Source organism: Nodosilinea sp. LEGE 06152 (genome assembly GCF_015207525.1).
GTDB lineage: Bacteria > Cyanobacteriota > Cyanobacteriia > Phormidesmidales > Phormidesmidaceae > Nodosilinea.
Window position 1 is genome coordinate 128,195 of sequence record NZ_JADEWR010000008.1, and the last position, 12,370, is coordinate 140,564.

9 protein-coding genes and 1 pseudogene are annotated in these 12,370 nt (G+C 59.1%); 5 read left to right on the top strand and 5 right to left on the bottom strand.

Features of this window, described 5'->3' with window-relative positions:
- Positions 1 to 6: 6 nt before the first annotated feature.
- On the top strand, positions 7 to 969 hold the full coding sequence (locus IQ265_RS12970; protein ID WP_194054196.1) for a GDP-mannose 4,6-dehydratase: 963 nt from the start codon (positions 7 to 9) through the stop codon (positions 967 to 969).
- Between the two features lie 46 nt (positions 970 to 1,015).
- Entirely contained in the window at positions 1,016 to 2,089 is a 1,074-nt protein-coding gene (locus IQ265_RS12975) for a glycosyltransferase family 1 protein (protein WP_194054197.1), read from the top strand.
- Between the two features lie 93 nt (positions 2,090 to 2,182).
- Here IQ265_RS12975 and IQ265_RS12980 read toward each other — a convergent pair whose 3' ends face one another.
- The 5 genes and pseudogenes from IQ265_RS12980 to IQ265_RS13000 form a co-directional block, all read right to left on the bottom strand.
- Entirely contained in the window at positions 2,183 to 2,710 is a 528-nt protein-coding gene (locus IQ265_RS12980; RefSeq protein WP_194054198.1) for a DUF937 domain-containing protein, read from the bottom strand.
- Positions 2,711 to 2,800: 90 nt separating this feature from the next.
- Positions 2,801 to 5,314, bottom strand: coding sequence for a DUF4912 domain-containing protein (locus IQ265_RS12985; RefSeq protein ID WP_194054199.1), 2,514 nt, complete (start codon positions 5,312 to 5,314; stop codon positions 2,801 to 2,803).
- 341 nt (positions 5,315 to 5,655) lie between these two features.
- A complete protein-coding gene (locus tag IQ265_RS12990) occupies positions 5,656 to 6,507 on the bottom strand; it encodes a neutral zinc metallopeptidase (protein WP_194054200.1) in 852 nt (283 codons plus the stop codon).
- 439 nt (positions 6,508 to 6,946) lie between these two features.
- Positions 6,947 to 7,522, bottom strand: a complete 576-nt coding sequence (rimM, locus tag IQ265_RS12995) for a ribosome maturation factor RimM (protein ID WP_194054202.1) — start codon at positions 7,520 to 7,522, stop codon at positions 6,947 to 6,949.
- Positions 7,522 to 8,778 (bottom strand): annotated as a pseudogene (locus IQ265_RS13000) (valine--pyruvate transaminase). The gene rimM and the pseudogene IQ265_RS13000 overlap by 1 nt, the downstream one beginning before the upstream one ends.
- Before the next feature lie 289 nt (positions 8,779 to 9,067).
- Between IQ265_RS13000 and IQ265_RS13005 the strand changes: the two are divergent.
- The 3 genes from IQ265_RS13005 (at position 9,068) to IQ265_RS13015 (ending at position 12,368) form a co-directional block, all read left to right on the top strand.
- Positions 9,068 to 9,841, top strand: coding sequence for a ZIP family metal transporter (locus IQ265_RS13005; protein WP_194054204.1), 774 nt, complete (start codon positions 9,068 to 9,070; stop codon positions 9,839 to 9,841).
- Positions 9,842 to 9,999: 158 nt separating this feature from the next.
- Positions 10,000 to 10,470, top strand: coding sequence for an ABA4-like family protein (locus IQ265_RS13010; RefSeq protein WP_194054206.1), 471 nt, complete (start codon positions 10,000 to 10,002; stop codon positions 10,468 to 10,470).
- Between the two features lie 227 nt (positions 10,471 to 10,697).
- Positions 10,698 to 12,368: an ABC transporter substrate-binding protein gene (locus IQ265_RS13015; protein ID WP_194054208.1), complete on the top strand. Its 1,671-nt coding sequence runs from the start codon at positions 10,698 to 10,700 to the stop codon at positions 12,366 to 12,368.
- The last annotated feature ends 2 nt before the right edge of the window (positions 12,369 to 12,370 follow it).

Consider the following 12,370-nt stretch of genomic DNA (forward strand, 5'->3'; position numbering starts at 1 on the left):
AGAGTTATGCCTAAGAAAGCACTTATCACTGGCTTAACAGGTCAAGACGGATCGTACCTGGCCGAGTTCCTGTTGGCCAAAGGGTATCAGGTCTGTGGCATGGTGCGGCGCTCTAGCTCCAGCAGTTTTGAGCGCATCAGCCATTTTTCGAACCAGATTGAAGTCATTTCCGGGGATCTGCTCGATCAGTTCTCGCTGATTGATGCCATTGAACAGACGCAGCCCGATGAGATCTATAACCTGGCCTCCCAGAGCTATGTGCCCCTGTCTTGGACTCAGCCCGCTCTGACGGCTGAGTACACGGCGCTAGGGGTGTCTCGGTTGCTGGAGGCCATTCGGCGCTGCAAGCCGAGTACTCGCTTCTATCAGGCGTCGAGCAGCGAAGTGTTTGGCCAACCCGATGAGTCTCCCCAAACTGAACGTACGGCCTTCAGGCCCCGAAACCCTTATGGGGTAGCCAAAGCCTATGCCCACTGGATGACGGTCAACTACCGGCAGAAGTATGACTTGTACGCCTGCTGCGGCATTACCTATACCCACGAGTCTCCCCGTCGAGGAGCTGAGTTTGTCTTTCGTAAAATTACCCGGGGGGCAGTGCAAATTAAGCTTGGTATGGCGAATGAACTGCGACTGGGCAATCTAGATGCCCAGCGAGACTGGTGCCACGCCCAGGACGTGGTAACGGCTATGTGGCTGATGCTGCAGCAGGAAAGCCCTGATGACTACATTATTGCCAGTGGCGAGACCCACTCCGTGCGTGAACTGGTAGATTGTGCGTTTAGCTACCTGGGCCTTGACTACCAACAGTACGTCAGCGTCGATCCAACGTTTTATCGCCCCGATGAGGATGTGCAGCTAGTTGGGGCGATTGACAAAATCAAAACTCAGCTCAATTGGCAGCCTCAGTACTCGTTTCAGCAGCTAGTAGAATCGATGGTTGATTACGATCTCAAAATGCTGGCTGAGTAAACAGTTAAGCCGATCGCAGGCAGGCACACCATTAAACGGCTACTGAATGACTGAGGCGGCACTGCTGATTAATCTGGCGTTTGTACCCACCAAACCGACCGGGCTGGGGGTGTACGCGCTCAACCTAGTTCAGCATCTTTCTACCAAGGACAGCTGTATTTTGAGCGATCGCGCGATCGCCGGGCATCGCCATCAGCCCTCTCCCCAGGGAGCCACTACTGATGCTGGCAAAAAAGGACATGCCCGGCGGCTGTGGTGGACCCAGTTTCAGGTACCCCAGATTTACCGGCGGCTAAAGGCGAAACTGTTCTTTTCTCCCGTTCCTGAAGCACCGCTCTGGTCATCGTGCCGAACGGTCGTCACGGTGCATGATTTAATTCCGCTGCACTTTCCCCAGCCGAGATCGCCGCTCACGCTGTACTCCCGCTACTACCTACCTCAGGTTATTCGCCAGGCCGAACACATCATTTGCGATTCTGAGTCGACCCTACGGGATATTCACCACTTTTTTGGTCCGCCAACCGGGGCCACAACGGTAATTCCTCTGGCCTACGATGAGAGCCATTACCGGTTGCTAGATTTGCCCCGGCAGCCGTATTTTCTCTACGTGGGCAGCCACTACACCTACAAAAATTTAGGGCGACTGATTCAGGCCTTTGCTCAGACCAAATTACCCGACTTCAAACTTCTAGTCGCTGGAGTGCCTGACCCTCGCTATACGCCGTTGCTGCAGACTCAGGTGGAGGAGATGAAACTCAGCGATCGCATTCAGTTTTTATCCTACGTGCCCTACAGCGAGTTGCCTCGGCTGATCAACCAGGCGATCGCGCTGGTGTTTCCCAGCCTGTGGGAGGGGTTTGGTCTGCCGGTGCTAGAGGCGATGGCCTGCGGTACTCCGGTGATTACCTCGAAGATTTCGTCGCTGCCCGAGGTGGCAGGGGACGCGGCGTTGTTAATTGACCCCTATAGCGTGGATGAACTGGCTGAGGCCATGATGGCCGTGGCCCGCGATAGCAGCCTTTGGGCTCAACTACAGAGCGCCGGGCTGGCGCGAGCCACGGCCTTTAGCTGGCAGAAAACCGGGCAGCAGACTAGCGCCGTGCTGCAACAGTATTTGTGATGTTGTTTGTAATTGTTCGATCGCCCCTCAATTACAAAAAAGCGCTGCCTAGAGGCAGCGCTTAGGAGAGGTTGTAACCGACCTAAAGCCAGCCTACTGAGGCGGATTCAGAAAGCGACCGGCAAATTTCATCACGGTGCCTAAATCGGTGGTGCTGGGTGAGCCGGAGTTGAGAAAGCTATTTAGTAGCGGGTTGCCGCCGCTAGCCGCACCGGGTTTGGTGGCACCCATGCCGAGCAGACCCAGGGCCACAGGCAGCAGCTTGGGCAGCATGGTTTGAATCATGCCTGCGTTGAGACCGCTCTTTTGGGCGACAGCCTGAATCAACTGCTGCTGCATCTGAGGCGGAATGGCCGAGGCTAGACCCGCAGCTCCCCCAGCTCCGGCCAGCTGGCCGAGCATGCCGTCAAGCTGGCCTAGTCCAACGGTAGACGCCTGCTGCTGGAGGGCGGGTTGCAGCGCTCCGCCTAGGGCGTTGAGCAGCGAGCCGACCTGATCGCTATTGAGACCCTGGCTACCGGCCAGATTTTGTACCGAGGTCATGACTGAGCTGAGTTGGTCAATGCTGCCCTGCTGGTTTGGGTTGTTGATTGAGCTAAGCACATCGAAGAAGAGAGACATGGCGTTTCCTTACAGTGAGTTGAAATGGCGGATCAATGACGTTGCCCTGGGGTAGAAGCATGGGTGGCCCCAGAGCTTGTGGGGGTTAGGTTAGGCGGCGGGTACGCGCACGTGGAGCGATCGCACTAGCTGTAGCCACTGGCCCTCGTCGGTGAGGTAGCCCAGTTCGGCTACATAGTCGCGATCGGGTACCGGAATGGGCACGTGGCGATCGGTATCGCTTGCCTGCAGAATGTACTCCTGGGTGGCGTGGGCGGGCTGGTTGTCAAGCTCTAGACTGGTCGCATCGTGGATGCGCAGGGCCAGTATGCGTCCTCCCTCCTGCTGCAGAGCCTCTTGGTGGACCGGGGCAACTTCCCAGTAGGCGTAGGCGGCAGCGGCGGAGCGCGGCACCAAAATGATCTTGCTCTCGACTCCCATGTCGGTGCGTCGCCCTATCCCGACAGCGGGGCTCGGTTCAGAATCGACGACGGGGGCCGCAATCGGGTCGGCGGTGCGTTTCGACAGGATGGCCGTGCCCAATGCGGCTCCAGCGGCAGCGCCCGCAAGCGCAGCAGGAACCGGGGCTGGTTCTGTCGGGGCAACCTGGCCCCCATCGACTAGGCTAGCGGCCCCGCCCAGGGAAGCACCAAGGGAGGTGCCCACGGCGGCGGCGGCAGTGGGGCAGGCGGGCACCCGTACCGCCTCAGACTTGGCTAAAACCTGCCACTGGTAGTTGGCGTCGACGTAGCCAATTTCGACCAGGTAGTCGCGATCGTCGATCGCTATGGGCAGGTGCAGGTCACCGGGGGTTTCGAGGGGAGCGTTGAATTCTTGCAGGCTGTTAAGGCCGTGGCCGTTACCGGGTAGTTCAGTCACGTCGTAGAGCCTTGCCTTGAGGGCGCGGGAACCCGTTTTAAGATCGTCTACGGTACTCTGGGGCAGTTCCCAGTAGGCGTAGGCCGTTTTGCAGTCGCGGGGGGTGAGAATGACCCGCGTGGGGGCCACGGTTTGAGCTGGACGGGCCACCGCAGCAGCACCCAACTCCGCCGCCCCTAGGCTCGCCGCTGCTACCCCAGCAGCGGCGGCAGCGGCCCCAATGCCTGGTGCAGCCTGGGTAACGGTGCTGGGGCAAGCGGGCACGCGCACGTGGGCCGAGCGAGCCAGGGCATGCCAAGTATCATCGCGGCCTATGTAGCCCAGCTCAACCAGGTAGTCGCGGTTGTCGACATCGACAGGCAGATGCAGGTCGCCTACGGCCGCCGTGTTGCAGTCAAATCGGTAGGTGCTGTGGGGGGGCTGGCGATCGACATCGGCGATGTCGGTGACATCGTGGAGCTTGAGCGCCAGCGAGCAGTTTTGCTGGCGCAGGGCCTCGACCTCGGCCTCGGGCAGTTCCCAGTAGGCGTAGGCGTCGCGGCAGCTGCGGGGGGTCAGAATAATGCGGCGATCGGTAGCAGCTAGGGGGGCCGCAGCCAAGGGAACTGCGATCGGGGTGCGGTCTTTAAGCAGCCACCAGAGCAGGCCGCCCAGCAGAGGCAGGGCCAGCAGCCAGGGCCACCAGGGTAACCCGCGAGCTGGAGCCACAGCCACCGAATCGGCGGGTTCGAGGGTAGCTTCTGGGGCGGCTTCTGAAGTAGCGTCTGGAGCCGCCCCAGCCGTCGGGGCTGGAGCATCGGTCTCAGCGGTGGGGGTAGTTGCGCCGTCAGGGGAGGCGATCGCCGCCCGAGCCGCCTCAATCAGCCCCTCGTTGTTGGGGTTGACGGCAAAGCCCAAAAAGGCCAGCGCTGCCGGAGTAGCCGTCTCGGCGTTGTAGACGTAGGACAGCGGCTGCGAGAAGGGATAGCGCTGGTCGTCGGGCAGCGTGTCGTGCATGGGCACGATTTTGACCGCCGGGTTGTTGAAGGCCTGCTCGGCCACGACGTAGCTAATGCCGTTTTCGCCGAGGGTTGTGGCAATTTCCTCAATGCTGGGCTCGCTTAGGGTGAGGGCATCGGGGGCCGCCTCAAAGGGGGCCGCCTCAAACACTGGGTAGTTGCGAAAAGCCTGGCGGGTGTCGCTGGTTTCGGGGTGGTCAACAACCACGATGGGGGCATCTGAACCGCCTACCTCAGACCAGTTGGTAATTTCGCCGCGAAAGATTTGGGCAAATTGGTCAATAGTCAGACTGCCCGCAAAGGAATTGCTGGGGCTGATTAAAATGGCAATCTTCTGGCGCGACACGGGCACTTCACGCAACCCGGCACTGGTTTCGGCGTCGGTTAAGGGTCGGCCTACGGCGGCTAAATCGGTGCCGCCGTCGATTACCGACTGCACGGCATCGTCGGCGCTTTCATAGGCCACCTCCACGTCGGCATCGCCGTAGAGGCTAGAGAAGCGCGATCGCAGGGCATCGTTGACCAACCGCATTGCCTCCGAGCTGTCGATGTTGAGCTGGCTACCGGGCTCTAAAGACGTGGGTATTTCGACGCCCTCTAGGGGGCTGGCGGTTTGAGCCCAAAGAGAACCATCCCGCTCAAGCACAGCGGTAACAGCAACTAGCAGGGGAGCGGTTACCAGCCAAAGCAGGGGGCGTCTCCAGAATGTAGTAGCGCGGGGAACGTTAGCGCCGTGGCGTTTAAACATAAGCAGGCACCAGGAAATCAATACGTAAAAGGAGACCGTAAAAACCAGTTACAAAACCTTGACCACAAAGCCCTGCAACAAACCTATGCAGGACAATTAAAATCTGTGTTAAGCCGAACCAGGGATTTCTTGAACCAGCACAACTGTCCTCCAAATGCGCTGCCGCACCAAAAGAAATCTGGCTAGAACAGCACACTCTCTCTGCCATTGCACCGTTGGTCAATAGCAGACGTTGAGTCTAAACTTGTGGCTCAGACTGTGAGGAAAAACCAGTTGTTTTTTGTACCCGGAGCTTAAATCACAAACATAAGAAATTCATAAACGCTCGCCCGACTAAGCGTTTAAATCCGCGCTACATCAAAGGTATTGCACTGATTAATATCGCCTGTTTCAATGCCGCGATAAAACCATTCGGCCCGCTGCTGAGACGATCCGTGGGTAAATGAGTCGGGAGTAACGTAGCCCTGAGACTCCATTTGTAGGCGATCGTCGCCAATTTGGCTGGCGGCATTGAGGGCTTCTTCAATGTCGCCCTCCTCTAGAATTTGGCTCGCTACCTGAGCATTGTGGGCCCAGACCCCGGCAAAACAATCGGCCTGTAGTTCTAGTCGCACCGACAGATCGTTGGCCTCGGTACGGCTGACCCGCTGCTGCGCGCGCTGCACCTGACTAGACACCCCCAGCAGGTTTTGCACGTGGTGGCCAACTTCGTGGGCAATGACGTAAGCCTGGGCAAAGTCGCCCGGTGCGCCAAGGCGAGACGATAGGTCTTGAAAAAAGCTGGTGTCGAGGTAAACCTTTTGGTCGGCGGGGCAGTAAAACGGCCCCATAGCCGATTGCCCTAGCCCGCAGGCCGACTGTGTAGCCCCCGAGTACAGCACCAGGCTGGGTTCCTGGTAGTCGGCACCAAACTCAGAGCGAAAAATAGTTTGCCAGATATCCTCGGTTTCGCCCAATACCGCCGAGACAAACTCGGCTGAGCGATCGGCTTCGGCTTGGGAGACCTGGGGCGCGTTGTCGTAGGGGCTAATGCCCGGCCCTTGCTCAAGCACTACCGAGGGGTCGCCGCCTAAAAAGGCCACCAGCAGCGCCAGCAGCAGCGATCCAATTCCGCCTGTCGCTGCCAGGCCAGGCCCTCCCGCGCCCCGGCGGTCTTCAATATTTATGCTGCGCCGACTCGACTGCCATTTCATGGGTTTACCTCGTTTTGCCCTGCCCAGGCGGTGATGCTTTAGGTGACTCGATGACAAACACTGACTTATAGATAATAAGTAGCGATCGCCCGACTGGCTATAGCAACCGTCGGTTCGATCAGGGCGCTTGCACACCGGGTGGCGTCTTGGCATTGTGCCTGTAGCTAATGTTCCAAGCTGCTCGGCCAGCGCAATACTTTAAAAATGGCGGCGCTTCTAAATATTGCGCTGCAGCATTTCTGGGTACTTTAATTAAGAAAAATTTAAATTATTTTGAGATAGAACAACGCTTCAGATTGAGCTAAAAGACAACGGCTGTTGACCGTTCTTCAATGACATCAATAAACCCCAACCCTCCTAGGAGAGCTGGGGTGAAATGGTCGTTCCATTTATGGTCGTTGGTCTAACAATAGAATTTAAAAATAAGAAAGTCATAAGATTAAGGCTCTAAAAGTCCTGCTGGAGGGTCAATTTCGAGGTAGCCCTGGACTAAATTTACTACCGGCACAATGGCGGTGACAAAGGGCACCAGCACAGTGCGAGGCTTGGGTTTGGGTGAATTTTCTTCGCCCGAAGAATAGTAGGTAACTTCTAAGAGATCGTTGCCAGCGGCAAAAATATCGGTCACCGTGCCGATCGCTGTGCCAGTAGCCTGCACAATCACCCGCAGCCCCACCAGGTCGGCCACATAAAACTCATCATCGTCGAGGCTGGGGCGATCGCCCGCTGCTACCAACAGCACCGCATCTCGCAGGGCTTCGGCCGCCTCACGACTGTCTACGCCAGCAAATTGCACCACGTAGAGTCCTTTGCCGTCGATATAGCGCCCTCGAACCAGCTTGACCTGCTCGGGGGTGAGGCTGCGGGGGCGCTTAAGCCAGCGATCGCCCGGTTCCAAAAACCGCTCGGGAAAGTCGCTGCTAGGGTATACCCGCACCTCGCCCTTGACCCCCTGGGGGGCGACAATGCGGCCAATTTCAACCCAGTCGTCGGTGGTTACAGAATTGACTGCCATTACACCGGCACCGCCACGGCGGCTGTCTGGTACACCTCAGCCACCAGCGCGCCCAGGCGGGTGGCCGCCTCAGCCAGGTCTTCGCGACTGGCGGTCAAACTCAGGCGCAGGCACTGACGGGTGTGGGGCCACTCTTCGCGCAGGCCGGGGAAGAAGGGGTTGCCCGGCACCACAATCACGCCCCGCTGCTTGAGCTGCTGGTATAGCTCCTGGTCAGTGATGGGCAGCTGGTCGAACCACAGCCAGGCAAAGATCGCCCCCTCGCCCCGGTGCAGGTACCAGGGCAGATTCGGGGGCATGGCCTGGTCGAGGGCGGTTTCAAGCACCGCAAACTTGTCTTGGTAGTAGGGGCGAATGATTTGCTCAGACAGGCGAGCGAGTTCGCCTGAGGCAATGGCACGGGCCGCGATCGCCTGACCGTAGCGCGACGAGTGAATGCAGAAGTTGGTCTGAAAGCACTCCAGCACTCGAATTATGGCCGGATCGCCGATCGCCACCCCCAGCCGTTCGCCCGGTAGCCCCGCCTTGGAGAGGCTCATGCAGTGCAGAATGTTGTCGCCAAATACCGGCTCCATGGCGGTGAAATTTAGCGCTGGGTAGGGCGGCGCGTAGGCCGAGTCCACCAGCACAGGCACGTTGTGGGCGGCGGCGAGGCTGGCAATGTGCTCGACATCTTCAGTCGTAAGAACATTGCCCGAGGGGTTGCAGGGCCGCGAAAACAGCACAAACCCGGTATTCTCGTCGATCGCAAGCTGGCTAAAGTCGGGGCGATAGCGAAACCGATGGGCCGCCTCATCGGCCACGATGGTGGGACGGTAGGCCCGCACCGCCTCTGGCACCAGCGAAATGCCGCCGTAGCCGGTGTAGTCGGGGCTAAGGGGCAGCACAATGTCTTTTCTGCGCCCGCTGGCCTGGTAGCCGCCAAAGGCATTGGCCGCCAAAAAATACAGCGACTGACTGCCGGGGGTAATCAAAATGTGGCGATCGCTCAGCGCCAGCCCGTAGCGCTGGTTAAAGTCGTTCTTGATGGCTTCCACCAGCGGCTCGTAGCCCTGACTGTTGCCGTAGCGGCATACCACGTTGCCGTACTCAGCGCTGGCCAGCAGCTCCTGAGTGCAGTCGCGCCAGAGCTGCTCAATTTCGGGCAAAATCACCGGATTGCCCGCGCTCAGGTTAATAAACGGCTGCCCCTGCCCCGCCTGCAGCGTCTCAATAATGTCTTTCATAATGGCGCGCACGCCMKKTMKSTKAKACAYWTNCTNGMCGNWRYYGRSKMAGYTNAGRRGTNRTAGNRWSTSSGGGGTSRSMGKWKSATKRRWRWRMMMWRMRRRMRRRRWARAWRSGTAGATGGGTAGCCCTGCGGGCGGGTGGATAGGTGCCAGCTTGAACGGGGACGCTACAACCCCAGGATTGGCATGGCCATAGGTGAAAGACGGGATAACTATAGTCACTATGGTCAGACTAGTATAGTAGCCTCGCCAAGCCACCCACCATCCATCCACCCGCCTACCCATCTACCCGCCCACCCATCCACCCCTTCACCCCATGAATCCCCTCGCCTCCGGATTTCTCGCGAGTCTCTTCGCTGGCCTGAGTACGAGCATTGGTGCGCTGCCGGTGCTGCTGCCCTTCGACCCGTCAGAGCGCACCCAGGGCGTTTTGCTAGGCATTGGCGGCGGCATGATGCTGGCGGCGACCTCGTTCTCGCTGATTCTGCCCGGCACCGATGCGGCGATCGCCTTGGGCTACTCCGGCCCGATCGCGGCGGTGGTCATGGTCGCTGGCGTTTTGCTCGGCGGCGCATTTTTGTGGGGAGCGCACAACCTGTTTCCCCACGAGCACTTCTTTAAGGGGCAGGAGGGACCAGAGACCCAAAATGTGAAGCGCATCTGGCTGTTTGTAATCGCGATCGCTCTGCACAATTTTCCGGAAGGGCTGGCGGTCGGGGTGGGCTTTGGCGGCGGCGAACAGGCCGGGGCTCTGGCTCTGGCGGTGGGCATTGCGCTGCAAAATATTCCCGAGGGGCTGGTGGTGGCGATCGCCCTGCGCAATATTGGCTACAACCCTCGCTATGCCTTTGCGATCGCCTCCCTCACCGGCCTGATTGAGCCCATCGGCGGTTTGTTTGGCGCTGCTGTAGTCACCCTCGCCCAGACCGCGCTGCCCTGGGCCATGGGCTTTGCCGCCGGGTCAATGCTGTTTGTAATCGTGGATGACATCATCCCCGACATCGACCAAAAATCCTTCGGGCAGCTCGGCACCGTCGGCCTCATGGGCGGCTTTGTCACCATGATGTTTTTAGATATTGCCCTGGGCTAGATTGCTCTCCCACGGTTGGCTCTGCCACGCTTGAACATTTGAACATTCCGATAGACATTGCGAAGATCGGCATCACAGCCTGGTCGCTCCATCGCTGCGCAGATGCACCGACGGGAACTGCTTACACTGGAGAGAGTTTTTTACCCATTCACGGCCCTATGACTGTCGATGCCCCCCTTTTAGACCTGCTGTTTAGCGGTGCCAACCTGTTTGTGCTGCCCTTCTGGACGCTGATGGTGCTGGTGCCCAACACCAAACTCACCCGCACCGTTATGGCGTCTTTTCTGCCCTTCGCCGCCCTGGCCGGGCTGTACCTGTTTCTGTTTGTCACCAGCTTTAGCAACGTGCAGGGTATCGAAGCCCTCTCCGACCCCAACCTCAGCCTCCGCGACCTGGCCGCCCTCTTTGCCAACCCTCACGTCACCGCCACCGGCTGGGTGCATTTCGTGGTGTTTGACCTATTCGTGGGCCGCTGGATCTACTGGCAAGGGCAAGAAAGCGGCGTCTTTACCCGGCACTCCCTGGCGCTGTGCCTGTTCGCCGGCCCCCTGGGGCTGCTGTCGCACCTGGTGACTGATGCCCTATGGCGGCGATTTGCCGGGGGGAAGGTGGAGGAGGCGGTGGGGTAGATGGGTGGATGGGTAGGCGGGTAGGCGGGTAGATGAGGAAGGGGGAGTGCAAAGTGCAAAATTGAGAATTCAAAATTTTGCACTTTGAATTCATCCACCCATCTACCCTCCCACCCATCCACTCTCCAACTTTCCCACCCGCCCACTCCCCCACTCCCCCTCGTCCCCAAAGGGTGATACAACTATGCCAATGTTGGCCCGTTAGATAACTAGCTAGATAAAACGTGATGACTTCTTTGGTGTCGTGGTTTGAGAATCGTCAGCGCCCCTGGGCCGATCGCCAGTGGCGACGGGTGGCCCAGTTTGTGGGGCTGTTTGGCTTGTGTTTTGCGATCGCGATCGGCTGTGCGGGCAACGATCAGCCCGTCGCTGAGGATGGAGCGGGGGCGGCTGGGGACGGGCGCATTACCATTGGCACCACCCTCACCGCGCGCACGCTCGACCCCGCCGACGCCTACGAGACCTTCCCCGGCATTTTGCTCTACAACCTGGGCGATCGCCTCTACACCTACGAGCCCGGCACCACCGACCTGGTACCCCAGCTAGCCACCGAACTGCCCACCGTCAGCGACGACGGACTCACCTACACCATTCCCCTGCGGGAGGATGTCACCCTCCACGACGGCACCCCCTTCAATGCCGAGGTGATGGCCTTTTCGATTCAGCGGTTTATGGAAAACGGCGGCCGCCCGGCCTACCTGCTGTCGGACAAAATTGCTACCGCCGAGGCCACCGGCGAGCACGAGCTGACGCTGACGCTGAAATCCCCCTTTGCGGCGTTTCCAGCCCTGCTCAGCTTTTCTGGCGTCACCCCGGTTTCGCCCGAGAGCTACGAGATTGGTACCGGCAGCTTTAAGCCCGACCAGTTTGTGGGCACTGGCCCCTACAAGCTCGCCGCCTTCACCAGCGACTCAATCAAGCTCGATATCAACGAAGACTACTGGGGCGATGCCCCCGCCAACGACGGCATCGACATTCAAATTTTTACCAGCCCCGCCAACCTCTACAACACCTTTAGAACCGGCGGGCTAGACGTGGCCTACCAAACCCTCGACCCCGAACAGGTGGCGGCCCTGGAGCGCGAAGAAAGCTCCGGCGGCTGGCAGGTGATCGAGGCGGGCACCAACGTAATCAACTACATGGCGCTCAACCAAAAGATCGAGCCGCTAAATGACGTCAAGGTGCGCCAGGCGATCGCGGCTATGGTCGATCGCCCCCTGCTCAACGATCGCGTGTTTCAGGGCCAGGCTGAGCCGCTCTACAGCCTCATTCCCGCCAGCTTCGACATTGCCGAGCCCGTGTTCAAAGAGGCCTACGGCGACGGCGATTTTGCCAAGGCCGAGACCCTGCTCACCGAAGCCGGTTTCTCCGAGGCCAACCCCCTCACCGTGGAAGTTTGGTACCCCTCCGCCTCTACCACCCGCAGCATTGTCGCCAATACCCTGAAAGAATCGATTGAGGCCGGGTTACCGGGTCTAGTCACCGTGAACGTGCAAAACACCGAAGGCGCTACCCTCTGGGAAAACGTCGGCAAGGGCATCTACCCGATCATTTTGGCCAACTGGTACCCCGACTACTACGACCCCGACACCTTCATTCAGCCCTTTTTGAGCTGCGAAACCGGCAGCAATAACCTCTGTGAAGAAGGCCCCTCCCAGGCCAACGGCTCGTTTTACTACAGCCCCAAAGCCAACGAGCTAGTCGCCCAGCAGCAGGCCGAGCAAGACCCCGCCACCCGCCAGCAGCTGATTGCCGACCTCCAGCAGATGATGGTCGATGACGTACCCTACATTCCCCTGTGGCAAAACAAAGACTATGTCTTTGCCCAGGACGGTGTGGAAGGCGTTGCCGTAGAGCCGACTCAGCAGTTTCTGCTCTGGCAGATCAGTCGAGGGTAATC

Coding starts and splice junctions, on each gene's coding strand:
- rimM (WP_194054202.1), bottom strand. CDS start 7,522: ATGGCAGTCAATTCTGTAACCACCGACGACTGGGTTGAAATTGGCCGC.
- IQ265_RS12970 (WP_194054196.1), top strand. CDS start 7: ATGCCTAAGAAAGCACTTATCACTGGCTTAACAGGTCAAGACGGATCG.
- IQ265_RS12975 (WP_194054197.1), top strand. CDS start 1,016: ATGACTGAGGCGGCACTGCTGATTAATCTGGCGTTTGTACCCACCAAA.
- IQ265_RS12980 (WP_194054198.1), bottom strand. CDS start 2,710: ATGTCTCTCTTCTTCGATGTGCTTAGCTCAATCAACAACCCAAACCAG.
- IQ265_RS13010 (WP_194054206.1), top strand. CDS start 10,000: ATGACTGTCGATGCCCCCCTTTTAGACCTGCTGTTTAGCGGTGCCAAC.
- IQ265_RS13015 (WP_194054208.1), top strand. CDS start 10,698: ATGACTTCTTTGGTGTCGTGGTTTGAGAATCGTCAGCGCCCCTGGGCC.
- IQ265_RS13005 (WP_194054204.1), top strand. CDS start 9,068: ATGAATCCCCTCGCCTCCGGATTTCTCGCGAGTCTCTTCGCTGGCCTG.
- IQ265_RS12985 (WP_194054199.1), bottom strand. CDS start 5,314: ATGTTTAAACGCCACGGCGCTAACGTTCCCCGCGCTACTACATTCTGG.
- IQ265_RS12990 (WP_194054200.1), bottom strand. CDS start 6,507: ATGAAATGGCAGTCGAGTCGGCGCAGCATAAATATTGAAGACCGCCGG.